At 55.8% G+C, this 21,194-nt stretch carries 18 protein-coding genes; all 18 read right to left on the bottom strand.

The window, feature by feature from the left end:
* Nucleotides 1–59: 59 nt before the first annotated feature.
* The 18 genes from murG to ACI7RC_RS00130 all read right to left on the bottom strand — a co-directional run bounded on the left by murG (nt 60) and on the right by ACI7RC_RS00130 (nt 21,137).
* The gene (gene murG, locus ACI7RC_RS00215; RefSeq protein ID WP_408106695.1) at nt 60–1,166 is read right to left on the bottom strand and encodes an undecaprenyldiphospho-muramoylpentapeptide beta-N-acetylglucosaminyltransferase; all 1,107 of its coding nucleotides are present in this window, start codon (nt 1,164–1,166) and stop codon (nt 60–62) included.
* A gap of 29 nt (nt 1,167–1,195) precedes the next feature.
* Nucleotides 1,196–2,287, bottom strand: coding sequence for a stage V sporulation protein E (gene spoVE, locus ACI7RC_RS00210; protein ID WP_408106213.1), 1,092 nt, complete (start codon nt 2,285–2,287; stop codon nt 1,196–1,198).
* 43 nt (nt 2,288–2,330) lie between these two features.
* Entirely contained in the window at nt 2,331–3,701 is a 1,371-nt protein-coding gene (gene murD, locus ACI7RC_RS00205; protein ID WP_408106212.1) for a UDP-N-acetylmuramoyl-L-alanine--D-glutamate ligase, read from the bottom strand.
* A 1-nt stretch (nt 3,702) separates the two neighbouring features.
* Nucleotides 3,703–4,668 (bottom strand): phospho-N-acetylmuramoyl-pentapeptide-transferase, encoded by a 966-nt coding sequence (gene mraY, locus ACI7RC_RS00200; protein WP_408106211.1) that lies wholly within the window; start codon nt 4,666–4,668, stop codon nt 3,703–3,705.
* Between the two features lie 47 nt (nt 4,669–4,715).
* Nucleotides 4,716–6,197 carry a UDP-N-acetylmuramoyl-L-alanyl-D-glutamate--2,6-diaminopimelate ligase gene (locus ACI7RC_RS00195; protein ID WP_408106210.1) on the bottom strand — a complete coding sequence of 494 codons (1,482 nt, stop codon included), beginning with the start codon at nt 6,195–6,197 and terminating at the stop codon, nt 4,716–4,718.
* Between the two features lie 91 nt (nt 6,198–6,288).
* Nucleotides 6,289–8,208: a stage V sporulation protein D gene (locus ACI7RC_RS00190; protein ID WP_408106209.1), complete on the bottom strand. Its 1,920-nt coding sequence runs from the start codon at nt 8,206–8,208 to the stop codon at nt 6,289–6,291.
* Between the two features lie 75 nt (nt 8,209–8,283).
* Nucleotides 8,284–10,527, bottom strand: a complete 2,244-nt coding sequence (locus ACI7RC_RS00185; protein WP_408106208.1) for a penicillin-binding protein — start codon at nt 10,525–10,527, stop codon at nt 8,284–8,286.
* 85 nt (nt 10,528–10,612) lie between these two features.
* Complete coding sequence (gene ftsL2 / locus ACI7RC_RS00180; protein ID WP_408106207.1) at nt 10,613–11,014, bottom strand: cell division protein FtsL; 402 nt, start codon at nt 11,012–11,014, stop codon at nt 10,613–10,615.
* A 27-nt stretch (nt 11,015–11,041) separates the two neighbouring features.
* Complete coding sequence (rsmH, locus tag ACI7RC_RS00175; protein WP_408106206.1) at nt 11,042–11,974, bottom strand: 16S rRNA (cytosine(1402)-N(4))-methyltransferase RsmH; 933 nt, start codon at nt 11,972–11,974, stop codon at nt 11,042–11,044.
* Between the two features lie 68 nt (nt 11,975–12,042).
* Nucleotides 12,043–12,474 (bottom strand): division/cell wall cluster transcriptional repressor MraZ, encoded by a 432-nt coding sequence (gene mraZ, locus ACI7RC_RS00170; protein ID WP_408106205.1) that lies wholly within the window; start codon nt 12,472–12,474, stop codon nt 12,043–12,045.
* 140 nt (nt 12,475–12,614) lie between these two features.
* Complete coding sequence (locus tag ACI7RC_RS00165) at nt 12,615–13,877, bottom strand: adenosylhomocysteinase (RefSeq protein WP_408106204.1); 1,263 nt, start codon at nt 13,875–13,877, stop codon at nt 12,615–12,617.
* 412 nt (nt 13,878–14,289) lie between these two features.
* Nucleotides 14,290–14,931 (bottom strand): nitroreductase family protein, encoded by a 642-nt coding sequence (locus ACI7RC_RS00160; RefSeq protein ID WP_408106203.1) that lies wholly within the window; start codon nt 14,929–14,931, stop codon nt 14,290–14,292.
* 120 nt (nt 14,932–15,051) lie between these two features.
* On the bottom strand, nt 15,052–16,677 hold the full coding sequence (gene bshC, locus ACI7RC_RS00155) for a bacillithiol biosynthesis cysteine-adding enzyme BshC (protein WP_408106202.1): 1,626 nt from the start codon (nt 16,675–16,677) through the stop codon (nt 15,052–15,054).
* A gap of 113 nt (nt 16,678–16,790) precedes the next feature.
* Nucleotides 16,791–17,666, bottom strand: coding sequence for an MBL fold metallo-hydrolase (locus ACI7RC_RS00150; RefSeq protein WP_408106201.1), 876 nt, complete (start codon nt 17,664–17,666; stop codon nt 16,791–16,793).
* A gap of 31 nt (nt 17,667–17,697) precedes the next feature.
* The gene (nhaC, locus tag ACI7RC_RS00145) at nt 17,698–19,119 is read right to left on the bottom strand and encodes a Na+/H+ antiporter NhaC (RefSeq protein ID WP_408106200.1); all 1,422 of its coding nucleotides are present in this window, start codon (nt 19,117–19,119) and stop codon (nt 17,698–17,700) included.
* Nucleotides 19,120–19,237: 118 nt separating this feature from the next.
* Nucleotides 19,238–19,795 (bottom strand): helix-turn-helix domain-containing protein, encoded by a 558-nt coding sequence (locus ACI7RC_RS00140; protein WP_408106199.1) that lies wholly within the window; start codon nt 19,793–19,795, stop codon nt 19,238–19,240.
* 18 nt (nt 19,796–19,813) lie between these two features.
* A complete protein-coding gene (locus ACI7RC_RS00135) occupies nt 19,814–20,200 on the bottom strand; it encodes a DUF3397 family protein (protein WP_408106198.1) in 387 nt (128 codons plus the stop codon).
* A complete protein-coding gene (locus tag ACI7RC_RS00130) occupies nt 20,184–21,137 on the bottom strand; it encodes a ketopantoate reductase family protein (protein ID WP_408106197.1) in 954 nt (317 codons plus the stop codon). The genes ACI7RC_RS00135 and ACI7RC_RS00130 overlap by 17 nt, the downstream gene beginning before the upstream one ends.
* Between the last annotated feature and the right edge of the window lie 57 nt (nt 21,138–21,194).

The following is a 21,194-nucleotide window of genomic DNA, read 5'->3' as shown; positions in this document are numbered from 1 at the left end:
GAGTCTTATCACGTGTTTGCTTCATACTATGCTGCCGCCTACAACGGCGTGACAGACGCCTAGCGGCGGGAATCGCACAGGTTTCCGAGCAGGTGGCTGATGGCGCGGGCGGCGTCCGGTTTGCCGAGCGAGAGAGAGCTCGCGTGCATCTTCTGCCATCGCTCATCGTCCAGCAAAATCGCTGCCAGCGCCTGTTCCAGCGTCTTCCCTGAAAGTTCGCTCTCCAAGAGGACAGCGGCAGCACCCGACCGTTCCAGACCTCGGGCGTTTTTCTCCTGATGGTTGTTTGTCACATACGGAGATGGAATCAAAATGGCGGGGATGCCGAGCGCTGTCAACTCGGCCAGCGTCGAGGCGCCTGCACGTCCAACGATCACATGGGTTGCCGCCAAAACATCCGGCATGTTGTGGATAAACGGCAGCACTGACACGTTGCCAGGCAGCTCCCCTCTTTCCCTTACAGCCGCGGAAATACGGTCATAATGGACCTCTCCGGTAACGTATATAAAATGATAACCAGTATATGTCGACAGGACTGGGATGAGTTCTAGTGTAGCGTCATTAATAGCTTTCGCCCCCCGGCTTCCGCCGACGATCAGGACGATTCGCTTCCCATCCGCCACTCCGAGCGATTTCCGCCCTGCCTCCCGGTCGCCGTGAAGCACTTCTGTCGCGCAAGGATTGCCCGTAAAGACGGCCTTTTCCCGCGGAAAGGAGTCCAGCGAGTCCGCAAACGAGACAGCTACCTTGTCCGAAAAACGGGCCAAAAAGCTGTTGGTCAAACCGGGAACGGCATTTTGCTCGTGGATCAGCGTCGGAATCCCGAGGCGGGCTGCCGCATAGACGACTGGCCCGCAGACGTAGCCGCCTGTTCCAACCACGACGTCTGGCTTCCACTCGCGCAGGATCTCCTTGGACCGCCCCACCGAGCGAATGAATTTCCACGCTGTCCGCAGGTTTTCCCACGTCAGCTTTCGCTTGAGCCCGGCGATGTCGATCGCTTCAAACGGAATGCCCTGCCTCGGCACCAGCTTGGCTTCGAGACCGCTCTTCGAACCGATATACAAAAAGCTAGCCTGCGGTTCCTGACGCAAAATTTCTTTTGCTACCGCAAGCGCTGGATAAATGTGTCCGCCTGTACCTCCACCGGTCAGGACGACGCGCATATTCATCACCTATTTTCTAAACTTCCGAATTAGCGGGAGAAGCGGGATATGTTAAGCAATACCCCCACTCCCGTCAGCACCAGCGTCAGGGACGATCCCCCGTAGCTGAGAAACGGCAGCGTGATTCCGGTTACCGGGAACATGCCGGTCACGACCCCGACGTTGATGATCACTTGCACCGCGATGGTTCCGATAATCCCCAACGCCAACAGGTTGCCGAACAGATCCGGGGCGGTGATCGCCACCCGCATGCCTCGCCACAACAAGAGCAAGAAAAGCAGGAGGACGAAGGTTCCGCCGATAAAACCCAACTCTTCGGCAATAATCGAAAAGATAAAGTCGTTATACGGTTCCGGCAGGTAAGCAAACTTCTGCCGGCTTTGGCCGAGGCCGAGTCCAAAGAGTCCGCCCGGACCAATCGCATAGAGCGATTGGATGATTTGATAGCCGGCGCCGCGCGGATCGCTCCACGGGTCGATGAAGGCGGTGATCCGGTCCATCCGATAGGGAGCGGAGATAACCAGCCCGGCAAACCCGACCAACCCGAGAAAGGCAAAAAAGAGGTAGTGGCTGATCCGCGCACCGGCGGCGAAAATCATCAGGATCGCCGCCCCCATCAAGACCGTTCCTGTCCCCAGGTCGGGCTGCAGCATGATCAAGCCAAAACAGGCGACCGGGATGGACAGGGCGGGCATCAACCCTTTGCGAAAGAGCACGATCTCCTTTTGACGGTCGGAAAGCCATCTGGCGAGAAAGGCGACCACGCCAAATTTGGCAAACTCCCCCGGCTGAATGCCGAACGAACCGATTCCCAGCCAGCTCTTGGAGCCGTTCACCTCGATCCCGACCAGCAAAACCACGACCAACAGTCCGATGCTGGCCAGGTACCCGACCTTCGCCCATTTCTTCCAGACCCAGTAATCAATGTTCATCATGATGTACATCGCGGTGACTCCAAGCAGGGCAAAGATAACCTGACGCTTTACAAAATAGTAAGGATCGTGCAGGATGTTTTCTGCGTAAACCGCACTGGCGCTGTAGACCATCACAATGCCGATTCCGAGCAGGCAGAGCGTTGCAAAGAGAATTACGAAGTCAGGAGCAGTACGTACCTTCGTCATCGCAAGCCATCCTTTCTTGCCCCGCCCCGACGAAGGGACGGACTTATAGGCTTGTTTTCAGTCTATGCACGCTATTTTTAAACATGCTCCCCCGCACTTCAAATGACGGGAACATATCCCAGCTCGCACAGGCAGGACTGAGCAGTACGACGTCGCCTTCCTGTGCCAGTCCGGCAGCGGCGCTGACGGCCTCATCCACAGTATCGACGCGAACGGACTGGCTGATTCCTGCCTCAACGGCCCGCGCAAGCAAAATGTCCGCTGTCTGGCCGTACGTGACGATCGCCTTTACATGCTGCCTGAGTACGGGCACCAGCTCGCGAAAATCGGTCCCCCGGTCCAATCCTCCGGCGATCAGCACCACCGGCTGCCGGAAGACGCCGATCGATCGGCTGGAGGCTTCCGGATTGGTCGCTTTGGAATCATTGTAATACTTTACACCGGCAATTTCATCGACGTATTCCAGACGGTGCTCCACTCCGCGAAAGCGGGACAACACCCTGGCGATTGCTGCATCATCCGCACCGGCCAGCTTGCAGATCACGATCGCTGCAAGCGCATTTTCCAAATTATGGTCTCCCGGCAGGGCAACATCGGCTGCTGCCATGATCTCCTTCGGCTCGCCGCCCGCTTCCCTGAACAAGATTCGCCCGCTCTGGACGAACGCGCCTGCCGAAACCGGCTGCGTCCGGCTGAAGTAGTAGATCTTGGCCGGCAGGTGAAGTCCCCATTCCCTTACCTCTGCCTGATCGTAGGAGAGGACAGCGTAGTCGTCCGCCGTTTGATTGGCGAACAGCTTCGCTTTGCTCTCCCGGTAATCCTGCACCGTATGGTGGTAGTCGAGATGGGCCTGATACAGGTTGAGCAGGGCGCCGATTCGCGGCCGAAACGAGATCGTCCCCTTCAGTTGAAAGCTGCTCAATTCTGCGACCAGCCACTGGTCTGCCGTGACCGCTTCCGCCAATTCGCAGAGCACGGTTCCGATATTGCCGCCCACCTTGGCGTCGATCCCGGCCTCCGCCAAAATCAGACCGACGAGGGTAGTCGTAGTCGTCTTCCCGTTGGAACCGGTAATGCCGATCAGCGGCGCCTTGGACAATTGGTACGCCAGCTCTACCTCCGTCATCACCGGGATCCCCAGTTCCAACGCTCTGGCGACCGGTCTTGTCTCGTAGGGAATGCCCGGATTTTTGACGACGAGGTCAACACCGGCATCGATCAAATCCTCTGGATGTCCGCCTGTTATGACGTGAATGCCAAGGGCCTCCAGTTCCTCTGCTCCAACTGCTTGTTCGCGCGGCTTTTGATCGTTGACCACGACCTTAGCACCAAAGCGGTGAAGCAGTTTTGCAACTGCCACACCGCTTTTGGCCAGGCCCAGAACGACTGCGCGCTTGTCTCGATAATATTCCATGTCAGCGAACCACCTCTAAGTAAACACCTAATCCGGCGAAGACCATCGCCACCAGCCAAAAGGTCACGACTACACGCCACTCAGACCAGCCGGTCAGTTCGAAGTGATGGTGCAGCGGACTCATGCGAAAAATCCGCTTGCCTCGCGTCTTGAACGAAACGACCTGAAGAATGACAGAGAGTGTCTCCACCACGAATACTCCCCCGATCACAGCCAGAAGCAGCTCCGTCTTGGTCATGATGGCGACACCTGCCAGCGCCCCGCCAAGTGCCAGGGATCCGGTATCCCCCATGAACACGCGGGCCGGATGTGCGTTGAAGACGAGAAATCCGAGTACGGCTCCTACGATTGCGGCGCTGAATACGGCAGTGTCCGCTTTGCCCAGCATCCAGGCGATGATCGCATAGGCTCCGAAGGCGATCGCGCCGGTCCCGGCCAGAAGTCCGTCCAGGCCGTCCGTGATGTTGACCGCATTTGTCGTGCCGACGAACAGAAAGACGAGAAAGGGAAAATACAGCCATCCCAAGTGAATGTCCCAGGAGGTTCCCGGCACGTGCAAGCTGGTATCGTGCCCCATTGTAACCAGCAAGGCATAGGCGAGGATCGCCAGCAGAATCTGGGCGAGAAACTTTTGTTTCGCCGTCAGGCCGAGATTTCGCTTCTTGTTAATCTTAATAAAATCATCTAAAAAGCCAATGAGTCCATAGCCCAAGGTAACGAGCATCAGAAAGAAGATCTCCATCGACAGATTGGCAAATTTGAGCACTGTAAAGATCAGAGCAAGCATAATGATCGTACCGCCCATCGTCGGCGTTCCCGCTTTTTTTTGATGGGACTGGGGTCCCTCGACGCGGATGCTCTGGCCGAACTTCATCCGGCGCAGCACCGGAATAAACAGCGGGCCCACCAGGACGGCGATCAGAAATGCAGCGATTATCGTAATGATAAGTACGTTGTCAAAGAGCATGCCATAACCTCCTTTCTTGATGTGTTCGCCCGTTCAACACCACCTCGTCACTTTTTTGGACGCAGCGCAGCGATTGCTTCGCGAGCTGCTTCCCGATCGTCAAACGGCAGCACCTCGCCCTTGATGATCTGGTAAGTCTCGTGGCCTTTTCCGGCGATTAATATCACATCGTCGGCGCCAGCCTGGCCGACAGCGTAAGCGATCGCTTCCCTGCGGTCCGGCAGACTGAGGTAGCGGGAGGCAGGCACACCCGCAAGCCCCGCAACCATGTCAGCGATGATTGCTTCCGGGTCTTCCGAGCGCGGATTATCTGAAGTTAAGACGGTAAAATCAGCGTATTTTGTTGCAATTTGCGCCATAATCGGGCGCTTGCCCCTGTCCCGGTCGCCGCCGCACCCGACGACGCAAAAAACCCTTCCCTGGGCAAATTCCTTAATTGTGGTCAAGGCATTTTCCAAGCTGTCCGGAGTATGGGAGTAATCCACCAAGACCGCAAAGTCCTGGCCAGCCTTGACCGCCTCAAAGCGGCCGCTGACTCCTTCAACGGCCTCCAGTGCCTGCTTGATATCGGCGAGCGGAATCCCTTCCACCAGGGCTGCCGTCAACGCCGCCAAGGCATTGTAGACGTTAAACTTGCCCATTAGGCGGAGGCTCAGCTTTACGTCACCGGCGAAGGTGCGGGCGGTGAAGGTAACCCCGCCGCTCGACAGTTTGATCTCTTCCGCCCGCACGTCGGCGGGCCGATCAATCCCGTATGTAAGCACGCGTGCCGCGGTGACCCGGGCAAACTGTGCCGAGACCGGATCGTCCGCGTTCAGCACGGCAGTCTTTGGCGAATCGTGACGATAGCCATTGCCGAGCTGGGCAAACAACAGCGATTTGGCCGCAGCGTACTTCTCCATCGTCTGGTGGTAGTCAAGATGGTCCTGCGTCAAATTGGTGAAGACAGCCGTGTGGAAGTCAACCCCCCAGACCCGCCCCATGTCGAGCGCGTGGGAAGAGACCTCCATAATCGCGTATTCCGTATGCGCATCCAGCATGCGCCGGAAGCTCTTTTGCAGGAACAGGGCATCGGGTGTCGTGTTCTTCAGCTCTTCGCTGACGTCTCCGATCCGCATATGTATCGTGCCGATGAGACCTGTTCGTTTTTGCTTGTGGCGCAAAATGTGATCCAACAAGTGGGTCGTCGTCGTTTTTCCATTTGTTCCCGTTACCCCGATCACTTTCAAGGCTGCAGTGGGCGACCCGTAAAACTTATCGGCGATCATGGCTGCCGCCCGGCGGGTATCGGGTACAACGATCACCGTTCCGGCAAGGTCCAGTTCCTTCTCCGCCAGCACGGCAGCGGCTCCCTGCTGCAGGGCCTGCTGCGCAAACGCATGGCCGTCTACCGTAAACCCTGACAGACAGACAAACAAATCTCCCGGACGTACCTCGCGAGAGTCAGCCGTTATGCCTGTAATCGCGACCTGATCGTCGCCCAATATGCGAACTGGCAACAGCGGTGCAAGTACATTCCTCAGTTGCATGACAGAGGCACCCCATTTTCCAACTAGTATAGACAAAAGCCTTGCGGTTTCAAAACCGGAATGACTTCCTCTACGAAATTTCATTTTATAGCTAATTGGATGTTTTGTCACCAAGGTAGATACGAATTTTTGAACCTTCTTGGACTTTTTCTCCCGCTGCAGGAGATTGCTTGACGATGTAGGAGCCCTCTCCCGCTACGTCGAGCGGAAGCGTATAATAGGAGCCGGCGACTTCGTCGATCTTCATGCCCAGAAGGTTGGGTACTTCGATGAATTTGCTGTCTCCGTACCTTTCCTCGCGCTCGATCTGTCCTTGCCGCTTGGGTACTTTCATATACTGCAAAGACGATTCCAGTATGTTTCGCACCAACGGAGCCGTGACCGTGCTGGCAAACGCTGCCGTCTTCGGGTTGTCGACCGCGACGTAGACGAGGATCTTCGGGTCGTCCGCCGGGGCAAATCCGATGAAGGAGACGATGTACTCGCTCGCAGAATAGCCGCCCCCTTTTACCTTTTGCGCCGTACCGGTCTTGCCCCCGACACGGTAGCCTTCGATAAAGGCGTTTCGCCCTGTCCCTTTGGCGACGACGCTCTCTAATGCATAGCGAACTTTTTCCGAGGTCTCCGGAGTGATCACCTGCCTGACTTCGACCGGTTCCGTGCGGCCGACGACACTGTGCGTAATGCCGTCGCGCCACTCCTTGGCGATGTACGGCTTCAGCAGCTTGCCGCCGTTGATCGTCGCGGCGACTGCCGCCATTTGCTGAATCGGCGTTACGGAAACGCCCTGGCCAAAAGAGGTCGTCCCCAGTTCGACCGGTCCGACGCGATTCAGTTTAAACATGACGCCGTTTTCTTCGCCGTTTAAATCGATCCCGGTCTTGTGGCCGAACCCAAATTTGTCGATGTAGCCAAACAGCCGATCCTTGCCCAGCCGCTGACCCATGGTGACAAACCCGGGGTTGCAGGAGTTCTCGACGACTTCCAGCATCGTCTCCTGGCCGTGCCCCTGCCGCTTCCAGCAGCGCAGCTTGGCGCCGGCGACCATGATGTAGCCCGGGTCGTAAAAGCCTTCATCCAAACTGACGACTCCTTCGTTGAGCGCGGCGGCAAGGGTGACGATCTTAAACGTGGACCCGGGCTCAAACGTTTTCCAGATCGGCAGGTTGCGGTTGTAGATTTCTTGCGGCACGTCCTTGTAAGAGGACGGGTCATAGGTGGGACGGCTGGCCATTCCCAGAATCTCGCCGGTATTCGGGTCCATCGCAATCGCCAGCGCGTCGTCGGCTAGGAAGGTGACCATCGCCTCGTCCAGCTCCCGCTCCAGGAATCGCTGAATCGTGCTGTCGATCGTCAGGTACATGTCCATTCCGTTAATCGGCGGCACGTAGGTGTCTGATTCGCCCGGCATCAAGCGGCCTCTCGCGTCCGAGGGAAACGCCACGTAGCCGTCTTTCCCTTGTAAAAACTGATCGTAGACGCGTTCCAAGCCGGTTAGCCCCTGATTATCAATCCCGGTGAAGCCCAATATATGGGAGGCAAACGCGCCTTCCGGATAAAAGCGCTTGGAGTCCTCCGCCACTTGGATCCCCGGCAGGGCCAGCTTCTGGATCTCCCGGGCCTTCTCTTCGGGAATTTTTCGACCGCCGGGTACACGCTGGATCATCGCCCGCTTGGTGATTACCTGATAAATTTTATCTTCGTTTTCTCCGAGGACCACGGCCAATTGCTTCGCTGTAGACTTGGGATCTTTAATCTGTGCGGGAATAGCCCATACGGTGGGAACACTGACGTTGGTGACCAACTCATTTCCGTTTCTGTCGAATATTTTCCCTCTTTGGGCAACAAAGGGAATATTTCGTCCCCACAATTTTCCTGCCTCGTCCGACAGCCACTCCCCTTGGGCGAATTGGACGTACCCCAGCCGTGTAATCAAAGCAGCGTACAATACGGTTCCGATGATGAGAGCGATGAAGATGCGGCGTCGTACGGTTACATTGGATACCCGCACAGCACAGCCCCCCTAACGAACAAGAATAGGTTTGTCTCTACCTACCCTATTCGCAGGGGGGTGGGGTTAGAACTGCTATGGCGAGGAGGCGGCGGCAAGGGTTACACGCAGCGTTTCGCTGCCCTTGATCACCGTCCCCGGTGGGATGCTCTGCTCTTTGACAAAACCGCTGCCCGTCGGATTGACGTTAAGCTTCAGCATCGAAGCGTACTCCATCACTTCACGCAGCGACTTGCCGGTAAAGTCCGGCATTTTTGCGCCCTCCACCTTGTCGGTGAGCAGCAGGATAGTACTGTTTTGCGGGGCTGTCTCATCTGCTGCCGGATACTGCTGGACGATCTTCGTTCCCGAGCCGATCAGTTCGGTCTGAAACCCGGCCTGTTTGGCCCGGGTGACTGCATCGTTCGCCGCCATGTCTGTCAGCTTGGGCACCGCCCGTTCGGTGAGCGCAGTTGTTTTTGCCGTTTTCTTGAGACTGGCCGCATCTACGGTACCGCTGTCCGGCACCTCTTTCAGGTACTGCAGGCTTTTTTCCATAACCGACTTAAAGATCGGGGCGACGATCTCTGAGCCCCATGTCGTTGAAGGCAGGTTCGTCTCCGGATCGTTGACGACGACGTAGACCAACAGCCTCGGATCGTCCTTGGGAGCGAAGCCGATGAACGAGACGACGTAGCGGCCCGGAACGATCTTTCCGGTTTTCGGGTCGTAGATCTGCGCCGTTCCCGTCTTCCCGGCGACGTGGTATCCGTCAATCTTAAAGGATTTGCCGGTACCGTGATCGCCGGTGACGACTGTCTCCAGGATATCCCGCGTCTGTTTCGCCGTGGCCTCGGAGACGACCCGGCGCACCACTTCTTTGTCAAACTTCTTGGTCACCTTGCCGGTGTGAGGGTCGCGCAGCTCCTTGACGATGTGCGGCTTCAGCAGCTCGCCGCCGTTGGCAACCGCTCCGACCGCCGCCACCTGCTGGATCGCCGTCACCGCCACCCCTTGTCCGAAGGTGGTGGCCGCCACGTCCCGCTGGGAACGGGGATGCTTCAGATCAAACATGATCCCTTCGGCCTCTTTGGGCAGGTCTATCCCCGTCTTCTTGCCGATCCCGAACAGGTCAAAGTACTTGGCCAAAAGATCTGCCTTCAGCCGCTCGTAGCCGAGGATGACGAAGGCCACGTTGCTGGAGCGCTGCACGCCCTCCAGGAAGGTGATATTTCCCCAACCGTTCCCCCAGTTGTGGTCGCGGATCGGTTCCCCGGGCAATTTGGTGTATGTACCTGATTGGTAGTGGTCCCCCGGATTGAACTTGCCTTCCTGAATCGCCGCTGCCAGGGTGATGATCTTGAACGTCGAACCCGGCTCAAACACACTGCTGATCGCCTGGTTGCGATAGTCGGTGATGCTCCAGTACTGGTTCGGATTAAAACTAGGGCGGCTGGCCATCGCCAGAATATCGCCGTTGTTGGGGTCGGCGACGACGACCGTCATGCTCTTGGGCGTAAACTTCTGCTGCGCTTCTTCAAGCGCCGCTTCGACGTAATCTTGTATCTGCTGGTCGATCGTCAGCACGACGTTCTGCCCGTCTTTGGCCGGCTTGAACTTCTGTTCTCCATCCGGCAGCTGATAGCCAGCGCCGTCCGTCAGCACCTGCAGCTCTCCCGGTTCGCCGGACAGCTCCTTGTCGTACTGCTTCTCGATGCCCATGTGCGCCTCGTCCTCGCCTTCCCCGTAGCTGATGTAGCCGAGCACGTGCGCAGCAAAGCTGTTCTTGGGATAGTAGCGCCGGGTCGTGGGCTGCAGTACCACGCCGGGCAGTTGATTTGTCTTCTCTTTTTCGCCATTGACAACGGGATACATCAAGGCGTCAATCTTCTTTTTCTGATCTTCGGTCAGCTTCTTCCCGACCATCCCCAGTTCGATGCTGTACGATGATTTCACCGAAGTCATTTTGTTTATGAGAAAATCAGGCGTCACGCCAAGTATGGGAGCCAATTTTTGGGCAGTCATGTAAGGGTCTTTGACGTAGTTGGACCTGGCCCAGTCGGGCATATCCTCCTCTTTTTTGTCTGCCGGTTTTACCTGCAGGATCAGATTGTACGCCTTCTCCTCATAAGCCAGCATCTCTCCGTTGCGGTCCACGATCGAACCGCGTTTCGGCTTGAGGATCTGCTGCAGCTCCCATTGGTCTTTTGCCCTTTCCAAATTGACCTGGGCATCTACTGCCTGAAGCCACCAGAGGCGGGTAATCAGACCGCCAAACGTCAAGATGAAACTGAGTCCCATCAACAGGCTCCGCCATTTTATCCGCTGTTTCGTCCCCATGCCGGTTTCACCTCAAAAAGCGATTTTTTCTATCAGCCTGGTGAAAAAAGAAAAGTTACTCTGTTTTGTCGTCAGAGTAACGCAACTAATTTGCTTTGCCCGCCTTCGCCTGCTGTGGTGACTTGCCGCTTTCGACGACATGGACGGAATCCGGCGAAACGACCAGTCCCATCTCCGCCGCTTCTTGTCTGATTCTGTCACCTGTATTCATTTGTTCGATTTTCAAGCGAAGCTCGGCATTGTCTTCCTGCACGGATGTAATCGCTCGTTTTGTGCTCTGTATCTGATAGTTGTACTCTGAGATCTGTACGTAGCGAACGCCGATAAAGCCCACTCCTGTAACGATCACGCAGATAAAAAACAGGTACAGGAGCTTTTCTTTCGCCGGAATCCCCGGCTTGACCGTGATTCTGCGCTTCTTTCGCACGGACGGGCTGTCTGGGTGTTCCACCTCGACCGCGAGATTCCCTCGATAGTAGTAACGCAAAGCGATCCCCCTCTCTGACTGAAGTATCTACAGTTTCTCTGCAATCCGCAATTTGGCCGATCGCGCCCGCGGATTTTGCTCCAGCTCCGCTTCGCTGGGCAGTATCGGCTTCCGTGTGACGACGCGGACAATCGGCTGGTTGCCGCAGACGCACTGCGGAAAGTCGGGCGGACATGTGCAGCCCTTGGCGTAATCCTGAAACGTCTGTTTGCAGATGCGGTCTTCTAATGAATGAAATGTGATGACGCTGATCCGCCCGCCTGGGTTCAGCAGGAGGATGGCGTCATTGATCGCTTCCTGAAACGCGCCCAGCTCGTCATTGACGGCGATGCGGATCGCCTGAAACGTCCGCTTCGCGGGATGCGGTCCGCTCCTGCGGGCCGGCGCGGGAATCGCCTGCTTGATCAACTCGACGAGCTGACCCGTCGTCTCGATTGGCGCCTCCGCCCGCTGCATGGCAATTTGCCGGGCAATCCGCCGGGAAAATTTTTCTTCTCCGTACTCCCAAATGACTTTGGCGATTTCCGCTTCGTCCCATTCGTTGACGATCTCATAGGCGGACAGCTGCGCGCTCCGGTCCATCCGCATATCCAGCGGCGCATCGGCATTGTAGCTGAAGCCCCGGTCCCCTTCGTCCAGCTGCGGCGAGGAGACGCCGAGGTCAAACAGAACGCCGTCAACACCGGACAAGCCCTGGCCGTGTATGACTTCCTTCAAATGGCGAAAGTTGCTTTTTACAAGCGTGACTCGCTCCTTCAAGCTGCCCAGTTTCGCTGCCGCGTTCTCCAGAGCGGCATCGTCCTGGTCGATGGCGATCAGCCGACCCAGGCCGCTCAGCCGGGCGGCGATCAAGCTGCTGTGTCCTGCTCCTCCGAGCGTGCAGTCGACGTACACGCCATCCGGACGAATGTCAAGCCCGGCAACGGCTTCTTCTTTTAAGACAGTTATATGATGAAACAATCCTGCTTCCTCCCGAACCTGACCCAAACAGCAAGCGCTTCACAGCCTCCAGCTCTTCGAGTCTGTTTTTACAAGTTAAAATCGACGAGTTTTTCCGCTATTTCACTGAAGGAGCCCTCCGATTGGGTGCAGTAATCATCCCAACCTTCCTTGCTCCAGATCTCCACCCGGTTGGAAACGCCGATAACCACGCACTCTTTTGCCAACTTGGCGTGCTGCCGCAGGTTGACTGGTATATTTACCCTTCCCTGCTTATCCCATTCGCATTCAGTCGCTCCGGAAAAGAAGAACCGGGTAAAAGCGCGCGCATCCGCTTTTGTAAAGGGCAGAGACTTCAATTTTTCTTCGATGACTTTCCACTCATCCATCGGGTAGACAAACAGGCACTGATCAAGCCCGCGGGTAATGACGAAGGAACTTCCGAGTTCATCGCGGAACTTGGCAGGGATGGTAAGCCGGCCTTTCTCATCGATGCTGTGCTGATATTCGCCCATGAACATGCCGCTTCCCCCACTCCCTTCCCGCTATCCTCCACTTTCCCCCACTTCTCCCCACTCAAACATTATTATACAAAAAAAACCCTGCATGTGTATGCAGGATTTTTTCATCAGTTTCTGATTGTATGTAACAGCAGATTTTTTTAAGATTCGACCCAGCTGTCCAGGTAGTCTTTTTGCTTTGCTGTCAATTTGTCGATTGAGATTCCAAGGGCCTCCAGCTTGTAGCGAGCGACCATCTCATCCAGCTCGTACGGCATGTTCAGCACTTGTTTGCCGATCGATTGGTAATTTTTATTGATGTACTCCAGTCCTACTGCTTGCAGGGCAAAGGTCATATCCATGATCTCTGCCGGGTGTCCGTCGCCCGCAGCGAGATTGACCAGGCGTCCTTCCGCCAGCAGGTAGAGTTTGCGGCCGCCTGCCAGTGTGTACTCCTCAATGTCTTTGCGAACGACACGCTTTGCTGTCGAGAGAGCCTCCAGCTCCACCTTGTTCACTTCGACATCGAAATGGCCGGCATTTGACAGAATCGCGCCGTCTTTCATCACTTCGAAGTGCTCTTTGCGAATCACGTCGCGATTGCCCGTCACTGTCACGAAGTAGTCGCCGTGTTTCGCAGCTTCGCTCATCGGCATCACTTCAAAGCCGTCCATGTAGGCTTCGACTGCTTTAATCGCGTCGATTTCGGTCACGATGACTTTCGCTCCAAGACCTTTGGCGCGCATCGCTACGCCTTTGCCGCACCAGCCGTAACCGGTGACAACTACGGTTTTGCCGGCTACGACGAGGTTGGTCGTCCGGTTGATGCCGTCCCATACAGACTGGCCCGTTCCATAGCGATTGTCAAACAGGTATTTGCAGTAAGCGTCATTTACTGCCATCATCGGGAATTCCAATTTCCCTTCTTTTTCCAACGCCTTGAGTCGCAGGATGCCGGTCGTCGTCTCTTCCGCACCTCCGCGCACCTGTGCAAGCAGGTCACGCCGCTCGCTGTGAAGGATCGTCACCAAATCTCCGCCATCGTCGATGATCAGGTCGGGACGAGTCTCCAGCGTTTTGATCAGGTGGCTCTTGTATTCCTCAGGCGACGGATTGTACTTGGCGAACACGCGAATGCCGTCTTCGACCAAGGCCGCACAAACGTCGTCCTGGGTAGACAGCGGGTTGGATCCGGTAATCGTCACTTCTGCTCCGCCGGCTTGAACCACTTTCGCCAGGTAGGCGGTCTTTGCTTCCAGGTGAAGCGAAATCGCTACTTTCAGTCCGGCAAACGGCTTTTCTGCTTCAAAGCGTTCGCGGATCCGGTTCAACACCGGCATGTGCGCCTTTACCCAATCGATTTTCAAATGGCCGCCATGGGCAAGGGACATGTCTTTTACAATGCTATCTGCTGCTGTGTTCATAGGTCAAACGGGCCTCCTTCTTAAACAACACTCATCAGTATCTTATCACAAGCTTGGGTGCGCTTCACCTATTTTGTCTTCGCCAGCCCCCTTCTAACCGGCAGGATCGGCAGACGGCAGCCGTCGTTCTGGAGGAACCGCAAACCACATATATATGTATAATGCAATACCAGTGTTACACCAATCGTTTCCTGTCTTGGTTGCCACATCCTTAGAACGGCGGGAGGGAATGACCATGAAATACGTCAAAGCTTTCTTCTACGGGCTGCTGTACGCCTATGTCGCGATCGGCACGCTGCCTTTCCTGTTGATCAAAATATTTGAGGATTTATAAGAAAAGCTGATAAGCGGCGCAGCTGACCGGTACGGCAACCGGTCCGCAGCGCCGCTTTTTGCCGCCTTCGCCAGGCGATCAGAAAAACTTTTCCCAGACAACCAGCTGCTCGAGCGGAAAACGGCTGGTTTCGTGGGCAGGTGCGGCCGCTTTGCCCAGCGTGATCATCATCACCGGCAAGAAGCGGTCCGGGATGTTCAATTCTTGCCTGATCTTGACGCGGTCAAATCCGCCCATCGGACAAGTGTCATATCCCTTTGCCTTTGCCGCCAGCATCAGCTGCATGGCCGCCAGGGCGGCGTTGCGATTGGCCTCGTCACGCGGCCCCTCGGGACCGCCGGCATATGCGCCGGCAATGTTGCCGAGCAGGGTGTCGTACGCCCGCTGACTCATCGCTCCCGATTCCAGCATCGGGCGGTAAACCGCTTCCGCCGATCGATTCGCTTCGAGATCTCCCAGGACGATGATGACCGCAGAGCAGTCGGCAACTTGCTGTTGGTTAAAGGCGATCGGCAAAAGACGTTTCTTGTTCTCCTGCTCCGTCACGACGAGAAAACGCCAATGCTGCAGGTTCCAGGAGGAAGGCGCCGCAGCGGCCAGTTCCAGTATTTCCTGCAAATCCGCCTGGGGAATGCTTACTCCCGGGACGTATCTGCGGACAGCGTGGCGACTTTGCATGACTTCTTGGGCAGACAGACTTCCTTGCAGCGCTTCTTTCATGGCAATCCTCCTCTTTCACCTTGTTCAAAGCCTTCCCGAAAAGGGGGCCGCAAAGAAGCGTATGTCGCTGGAAACCCGCCCAAAAAAAAGAGAGCTTTCCGCTCCCTTCCCATGTCAGTATTAGAGGTAGACCACCTTGTGTTCAGGGCCAAACGCAAGCGGCGCAGCCACCAGCCGATCGACGAAGTCAAGTCCGTACTTGTTCATGAAGCTAAAGACCGAATAGACCCTCTCCTGCCAGATGCCTTCGGGAATGAGGGCAGCCTCGATTCGCTTCAGCCGGTTTACCGATACCTCGTGACGGCGAAGCAGCGATTGCTGTACCCGCTTTTCCAAAAAATCTACCTGGGAGAGCAGCAGCTCCAGGTTCTTGTCTGCCAGCCCGCTCAGGCCGGCATCGAAGCGAACCACGTCTTCCAGCAGAGGGCGGTACAGGTCCTCCATCTTTTTCCTGGTGCGGCCAAATTGTTCGGCGAGTCCATCCTTCTGCAGACTGGCCAGCCAGTCATCCTGCCATTCCCGAAACCCGCTCATGACCGTCTCGATCCCCAGCCCGAACTGCTGCATGCTGCGCTCAATCGTCCGGTCGACCAGGGTGATGGACGTGCGCGGGAGAACAATCGGCAGTTGATAGCCCAGAGCGGCAAAGCATTTCTTGTAGAAGGCCCAGTAGGCGATCTCTCCCGGTCCGCCTGCAAACGCCAGGGTGGGAAAGATGTGTTCCTGACTGAGCGGCCGTGTCACCACGTTCGCGCTGAATCTCTCCGGCTCTGTCTCCAGCAGGCCGAGCAGCTGCTCGCGGCTGTACGAATTTCTCCCGTCTTTGGTCGAGAAGCGGCCGTCCTCATACTCCAGAAGTAAGCGTTCCCCTGCTTCGTACAAAAACAGATTGGCCCCGCGATCAGGGAGCTCCAGTTGCGGTTCATAGCCAGCCAGGCGGATGCCGCGCTCTGCCTCCTGGAGCAATTCGGCCATTCTCTCGGGCTGCTCAATGAAATGCCGAAACACAGGCTGCTGGATGGAGCGGATAAACGGCGAGGAGGACTCGACGAGAACCAAACCGTGTTTGCCGAACAACCGGGCCATCAACAGCGAAAACCACTCGACCAGCGTACTGGCGCGCTCCGCCGTCTCGTGCAGCAGCCGGCGCAGGGAAGCAGTCGCGTCGGTCTCGGGATGCACGGCCAAAAACTGGTCTGCATAGCGAATCATCTCTTCTGAAGCTACCGGCAGCATGCTTGCGGAGAACCTGCCCCGCTGTTTGATCGCCAGCTTGAGCTTTTTTAGCTGCTGCTCCTGCGTCCCGTAGTAGAGGTGGTTGATCTCCTCGAGGTCGTGATCTTCTCCGGCGATCCAAAAGACAGGCACGATTTCCACCTGCAGCAGATCCTGCAGATGGCGAGCGGTTTGAATCAGGGTAATCGCCTTGTGGATCGTATAAAGCGGTCCGGTCATGACACCTGCCTGCTGCCCTCCGATCACGACATATGTATCTGAATGTCTCAGTTTTTCGATCTGACGAAACACCTCGGCGTCGTTCTCCAATTGGCGGTTATAGGCAAGGAGGCCATCGGCCAGCTGTTCCCGATGGGGGCAGGGCTGTCTGCGAAGCCAGTTTAGCCGCTGGCGGTACGATTCTTCTTCATAGGGCAAATACGTAAAGAATGAAGCGGCTTTCGAGTCGCCGCGCAAATAATCGTCTGCCAGCCTGTTCGAAAGCGGCAATGAGACGCTTTGAATGTCCATATGTGCTCCTTCTTTCCTCTCGTGCTTACCCTCGCATTATATCATGTCACCAAGCAGCGAAAAACAAGTCAACCTGCTGAAATCGGCTGACTTGCTTTTTTGGGGGTTGCGTATTAGAGGAAAAACTCCATTCCCTCTTCGGCGATGAAAAATCCGTTCTCCTTGATCGCATCCCGCACCTGATGTTCGGGATCGACGACGGGATTGGTGTGATTGAAGTGGGTAAAATACACTTTTGTTCCTGCCGCTTTTACCGTATCCTGCAGCAACTCCATCGTTGCCGTCAGGCAGGGGTGAGGTATTTCGCGGTAATCCCTGCCGCGGGCAGCGAGCTCCGCTTCGGAGTAAAAGGTCGCATCCAGCAAGCAGTAGTCGACACTGGCCACGAGCTCCCGCAGATCTTGATCCCACAGCTCCCACCGGTCGATGTCCGGAATATACAGCAGCCGCTTGTTCCTCCCGGAAAAAATAAACCCAAACGTCTCCGAGTATTCATTCCGATGCGGAACCTCCAACGGGGTGACGAGCAGATCGGTATCCAGTTCAAAAGTCTGTCCCGCAAAAATCGTGGTGATGCTGATATTCTCAAGGTCCACCAATTGTTTCCAGGGGACGTTCGTGCGGAGCGTATCGGCCATTTTGCTCCCGGCATAGACGGGTACGCCTTTCGTTGCCATGGCTTCCCGCCCCAGGTACATCAATCCCGTGTAATGGCCGAGATGGGCATGCGTCAGCACGACGCTGTTCATCAGTCCAAGCGCAGGGAAAGCGCTTCTGACTACTTCCATTTGGCTGGCGATGTCGGGTGTCGCATCAATCAAGTGCCAGGTTTGATTTCCCGGAACAATCACAGCCAGCGCTGCGGGGTAACGCCTGAGCTGGGGCTGCTCCCAAGCCCGCCGGCAGTGTTCGCAGCGGCAGTGTATATGCGGGATCCCGGCGTCTTGCGCCGTTCCGATCACTTTTACGATAACTTGATCCTTTTCCATCTGCTTACTCCTTTGTCAAACAATGTTCCGCCTATGTCAGATCTGCTTTGGCGTTTGCGGGACGAGCCGTTTCCGGATACGTCTTCTTCGCGATCGAGAACCCGGTGTAGCCGTAAATCACATTGAACAGCGGGACGAGGAAGGCAAAAAAGATGTACGGAATGAATTCCATTGGGCTGACCCCAAGCATGTTCGCGGCAAATACAGCAGGGACGCTCCACGGCACGAGGTTAATCCCAACCGTCCCGGCAGCTTCAACGCATCGCGACAGATTCTTCGTATCCAATCCGCGCTCCTTGTACGTGCCTGCGAAGGCCCGGGCGGGCAGAATGATAGCCAGAAATTGGGCGCCGCTGGCAAATGCGATAACCAGAGTCGAGACGACCGTAGACAAGATCAGGGACCCTGTCGTACGAGCCCGCTTGATGATCGACTCCAAAACAGCTTTGAATACTCCCGTGCCTTCGAGAATTCCCCCGAGTGCAGTCGCCAGCAGCAAGAGGCCGACCGTCTGAAACATCGAAGTAATCCCGCCCTGCTGCAGGAGCGAATCGAGGGTCGCAACGCCGGACTTCCCGGTGTAGCCGTTGGTCAAAGCCTGGATCACATCGGTGATCGTACTTCCTTGAAAAATCATTGCTGCAATTCCGCCCAACAGACTGACGAGCAGCAGAGAAGGAACTGCCGGCAGCCGTTTGACCATGATGACGATCGTCAATACAGGCAGCAAGAGCAGCAGAGGCTGGATGTTAAAGGTCTGCTTGAGGGCGTCCATCACCTGGTCCACCTGCTCTAAATGGGCCGTATTCCCTGCGTATTTCATCCCCAGGAACCAATACAGCGCCAGCGAGATGGCAAAGGCGGGGATGGTATCCCACATCATATGCCGCACATGGCTGAAGAGATCGGTGTCGACCATCGCCGGCGCCACGTTGGTCGTATCGGACAGAGGGGATATCTTGTCGCCCAGATACGCTCCGGATATCACCGCCCCGGCAATCAGTGCGGGAGGAAATCCCATGCCTTGTCCGACTGCCATGAAGGCCAAGCCAACGGTAGCAATGGACGTAAAGGAACTGCCTGTCGCAATGGCTAAAATGCCTGTGGTCAGGGCGACGGCGGGCACGAAAATACTCGGGTTGATAATCGCCAACCCATAATAGATCAAGGTAGGAATGACTCCGCTTAAAATCCATGTGCCGCAAATGGCTCCGATAATAAAGAGCATAAAAAAGGCGACAAGCGCCCGGGAAACCCCTTCGCTCATGAACGTTTCGAGTTGTTTCCACGAATACCCGAGATAGATCCCTAGCAGCGCAGTGGCAGTAATCCCGGCAATTAACGGAACGTACATCCCCGCCTTCCAGCGGAGGATGGAAAATGCTGCCGTTACGACCAGCAACAACAGCGGCAAAACAGCTTGCAAAACATGAGGTTTTTTTACACCAGGCATACAATTCCCCTTCGTTTAATGTTAGTGAATAATTATAAGTTTGATTGCGGTTTTTTTCAAGCAAACAGTTCTGACCAAAGAAAAAGAGCTGCAGCTGCAGCTCGTCAGTTCCAAAGGTTTACAATTGAGGCGGCGTCACGGCCCACAAAACAATCGCTTCTTCCTCCCCCTGATTGGAGATGACTCGCTGCTGTATGCTGTCTATGTGAAGGCTGTCTCCAGTCTTGAGGGTAAAGATGTCTTCACCTGCTTTCACTTCTACCGTTCCTTTGGTCACAACCAGGCACTCTTCCCCCTCCTGCAAAGCGAAGCGGTCTCGCGCCACATCTCCCGGCTGCAGGCGGACTTCAATCAAGCCAAGCTTGGCGTTTCCGCCCTTGGAGAGCAGGGAATAAGAACCGGTGGATTCCGGTAACAACATTTCTCTGCGCTTCTCTTTGTAAATGTGGTAGACGCGTTTTTGGTCCAACTCCTCAAAAAATTGCGCAAATGAAGCTTCCAAGGCACGGGTGATCTTCCACAGCGAATCGAGTGACGGCTGGGAAATGCCCCGCTCCACCTGGCTGAGCAGCCCTTTGCTAAGTCCTGTCTTATCTGCCAATACCTCCAGGGTAAATCCCTTTTCCTTGCGAAACATTCGGATTTTTTGACCGATTGTATGTATTGGATGGTTCATCAGTATCACCCCCTCAACTTATACACTTTGCATGGTCTTCCACAGGCCGGCACTAAATAAGAACACATGGGCAACGCATAAGATGAGAAAGGAGAGCCGCCACGTGGAAAACCCGATTTTACGAATCGAAACAGAACCTCTCAGCCGCATTTGCAGATAGCCCAAGAGCCCCGCCAAACCGGCGAACAGCAAAAGGATTCCCCACCATGCGGACCAGGCTTCGGGCCAGTTTTGCGCGTGCAGGACGAGGATGGCATGAATTAAGAAAATATTCGTAATATTAATCGACCAGCTGAGAGCGCGGCGCCGATCGCTCTTCACAGCGTAAACGATCAGGTACACCAAGACAAACCCTACAAAAGGTATGGTGGTGAAAATGCCCCAAACGCTAGCCAGAATCCCCATGCGACGCCCCTCCCTCTCCCCGGTGCACAGTTTGCTTGAGGAGTACGGCACGGCGCAAAGTCTCATGAAGTGGTGTCGAAATGCCGTTTTCTGTCCCCTTGCCCACGATGTAGCCGCTGATCGATTCAATCTCAGTAGGCTTGCCGTGCCGCAAATCCTGCAACATCGAAGAATCATTTCGGAATGTATTTCGGCAAATGGTTACAATCTCCTGCCAATCTTTCTCAGTGATTTTTTGTCCCGCTGCATTTGCAACATCTGCCGCCTCCCTGAACAATTGGCGCATGAGGGACGTCAATGACGGAGACTGCACGAGCATCCCGTTGTGAACTTCAAATAATGCCGTGAGCGGGTTGATGCAGGCGTTCGCCAGTAATTTCCGCCACATAAGCCCGGACGCTTCGTCAACGTACTCAGCATCGATGGCGCACGCAGACAGCAATTTGACTAAATCAGCGATGAGCGGGTCTCGGAAGGCACGTTTTCGCCACGGTCCCAGGCGCAGCCTGCCGCGGCCGGTATGTGCCACTTCAACCGGAGACAATCGCTTGGCTCCTTCTGTGTTCACGGCGAAAAAAAGGCGTTCTGACGGGATGACGGAACGGAGCAGTTCTTCATGCCCCATCCCGTTTTGCAGCGCAACGACCCGAGCCGTATCAGGCAGCTTCGCCAATGCCGGCAACAGGTCGGGAAGAACCGGCTGTTTTACGGCCAAGAGGTAACAGTCCGCGGCAGGAAGCGGGTCTGAAAAGGCACATGCCGCAACCGGCGTCTGCAAACACTCGCCTGACAAGGTATGGATCGTCAGCAGCTCGCGCTTCAGCCGCTCCGCCTGTTCTTCGCCGCGCGTCAGCAAGACAGCCGTCTGCCCGCCGAGCTGCAGCCGTCCCGCCAGCAGCATTCCGACTGAACCGCCGCCAATTACGACCAGGTGCATACGAGAATCCTCCGAATGATGTAAGAGATAGTATTAGCATACCAAAAAATGGCGGCG

Origin of the sequence: Brevibacillus sp. B_LB10_24 (assembly GCF_046036945.1) — a bacterium.
Classification (GTDB): domain Bacteria; phylum Bacillota; class Bacilli; order Brevibacillales; family Brevibacillaceae; genus Brevibacillus_C.
This window is presented reverse-complemented; position numbering and strand designations above follow the sequence as displayed.

Coding starts and splice junctions, on each gene's coding strand:
- murG (WP_408106695.1), bottom strand. CDS start 1,166: ATGCGCGTCGTCCTGACCGGTGGAGGTACAGGCGGACACATTTATCCA.
- spoVE (WP_408106213.1), bottom strand. CDS start 2,287: ATGACGAAGGTACGTACTGCTCCTGACTTCGTAATTCTCTTTGCAACG.
- murD (WP_408106212.1), bottom strand. CDS start 3,701: ATGGAATATTATCGAGACAAGCGCGCAGTCGTTCTGGGCCTGGCCAAA.
- mraY (WP_408106211.1), bottom strand. CDS start 4,668: ATGCTCTTTGACAACGTACTTATCATTACGATAATCGCTGCATTTCTG.
- ACI7RC_RS00195 (WP_408106210.1), bottom strand. CDS start 6,197: ATGCAACTGAGGAATGTACTTGCACCGCTGTTGCCAGTTCGCATATTG.
- ACI7RC_RS00185 (WP_408106208.1), bottom strand. CDS start 10,527: ATGGGGACGAAACAGCGGATAAAATGGCGGAGCCTGTTGATGGGACTC.
- mraZ (WP_408106205.1), bottom strand. CDS start 12,474: ATGTTCATGGGCGAATATCAGCACAGCATCGATGAGAAAGGCCGGCTT.
- ACI7RC_RS00165 (WP_408106204.1), bottom strand. CDS start 13,877: ATGAACACAGCAGCAGATAGCATTGTAAAAGACATGTCCCTTGCCCAT.
- ACI7RC_RS00160 (WP_408106203.1), bottom strand. CDS start 14,931: ATGAAAGAAGCGCTGCAAGGAAGTCTGTCTGCCCAAGAAGTCATGCAA.
- bshC (WP_408106202.1), bottom strand. CDS start 16,677: ATGGACATTCAAAGCGTCTCATTGCCGCTTTCGAACAGGCTGGCAGAC.
- ACI7RC_RS00150 (WP_408106201.1), bottom strand. CDS start 17,666: ATGGAAAAGGATCAAGTTATCGTAAAAGTGATCGGAACGGCGCAAGAC.
- nhaC (WP_408106200.1), bottom strand. CDS start 19,119: ATGCCTGGTGTAAAAAAACCTCATGTTTTGCAAGCTGTTTTGCCGCTG.
- ACI7RC_RS00140 (WP_408106199.1), bottom strand. CDS start 19,795: ATGAACCATCCAATACATACAATCGGTCAAAAAATCCGAATGTTTCGC.
- ACI7RC_RS00135 (WP_408106198.1), bottom strand. CDS start 20,200: ATGGGGATTCTGGCTAGCGTTTGGGGCATTTTCACCACCATACCTTTT.
- ACI7RC_RS00130 (WP_408106197.1), bottom strand. CDS start 21,137: ATGCACCTGGTCGTAATTGGCGGCGGTTCAGTCGGAATGCTGCTGGCG.